The sequence below is a fragment of the Pseudoblastomonas marina genome, assembly GCF_014641655.1.
GTDB lineage: Bacteria > Pseudomonadota > Alphaproteobacteria > Sphingomonadales > Sphingomonadaceae > Alteriqipengyuania_A > Alteriqipengyuania_A marina.
This window is the reverse complement of the sequence record NZ_BMID01000011.1, coordinates 1-1,325: the sequence shown is the minus strand read 5'-3', so window position 1 is coordinate 1,325 and position 1,325 is coordinate 1. Positions and strand designations below refer to the sequence as shown.

Annotated in this window: 1 protein-coding gene; it reads left to right on the top strand. The window is 38.0% G+C overall.

Annotation, left to right across the window (positions count from 1 at the left end; genetic code table 11):
- The first annotated feature begins 319 nt into the window (after window positions 1–319).
- Window positions 320–865 (top strand): hypothetical protein, encoded by a 546-nt coding sequence (locus tag IEW49_RS13340; RefSeq protein ID WP_188643227.1) that lies wholly within the window; start codon window positions 320–322, stop codon window positions 863–865.
- Window positions 866–1,325 lie beyond the last annotated feature (460 nt).

Genomic DNA, 1,325 nt, shown 5'->3' with positions numbered 1-1,325 from the left:
TAGAGATTATTCAATAAAATAAGGTCAAACTTATTATTCGGGGGACCCCGCCCCCCCTTCGGGGGGCGGGGCCCATAAGCAAAAAGAGGTGGGGCTAAAATCCTGCACCGATGGTGAAGGATTTTATCCCTTTGTTTTGGACCTGACGGGGTGGGTGACGCTTAACCGATCTCCGGTACCTGGCTATTAACTACACCTATCCCAATTAACCCTACTAATTATAACCCTACTAATTATAACAATCACCATAACCTTTCGTTATTAAATTAACGTCAATGCTTGGTAGTATTACAATATTATATTAAATTTCTTTTAAAACATGGACATAACTTTACAAAAAGCGGTAATAATAACGGTAGCTCGTATTCAATCTAATGAAATTTTAGCTTTCTTAATGCGTGATTATAGCGAATTTAGTACTGCAGATTTCGTGGCTATTTTACCTCCTATTGTTGTAGGTATTGGTTCAGCATCCATCGCTACTGCTGCCCTGCTAGTCATTTTAATGGAAATACATCGTAGAGGTCATATATCTGATCGAACGGTTCATATAGACGGTCAGCCCCTCAATGACGAAGTAGTAAATGCTTTAAATGAAGTTAATGAGACGGTGTCTACCGCTACTGACTTGGTGGATAGAACTACATCATTAGTAGAAGGACAGGGCGGGGAGATAGCTGCTAGGGAATTAGATCGAGTTAGAAATATTTTTGATTATGCTAATGATATACGTAGAAACTTAAATGAAATCCTAGCTCGTCTCCCAGAGGAAGGTATTGCTCTAAGAAATATTGATATAGATGAATTTAGAACAATAACCACTGACTTTTTAGATGCATTCGAACAATTCATGAATATTTTATAAAGGACTAATGTAGTTTTTTGAATTAATTTATTTGTATAGCCTTCGCTAAGTATACTAAGGCAAATAAGCTCTCTGCGCAAACCTCTAGGGGTAGGTTATTACAGACCCTATAAAAATAACCTATCCCTCAGAGAGAGAGTATAGCACCAAATTTGGTTTTATTCTTTGCAGTGTCCTTAATAAGTTCTAAGTAGTGTTACACATGTGAAATTAATTCCTTACAATCCAATCCATTGATTGTAATTGAAAAGATTTCACCAAAGGAAATACAAGTATGGGGTCGGTATCACTAAGATGAGCGGGGCTCATTTTGCAGCACACAGTGTAGCATTCGGGACAGTGTTAGGAGTATTCGCTTCACATAGGACGTTAAGTTTGTTAATTATAACAAACAACTGCTTGTTGTCACAGCATGTCGCTGTGCTAACATCAAAAAGTCCAGCCTCTTGTCTGGCTGATG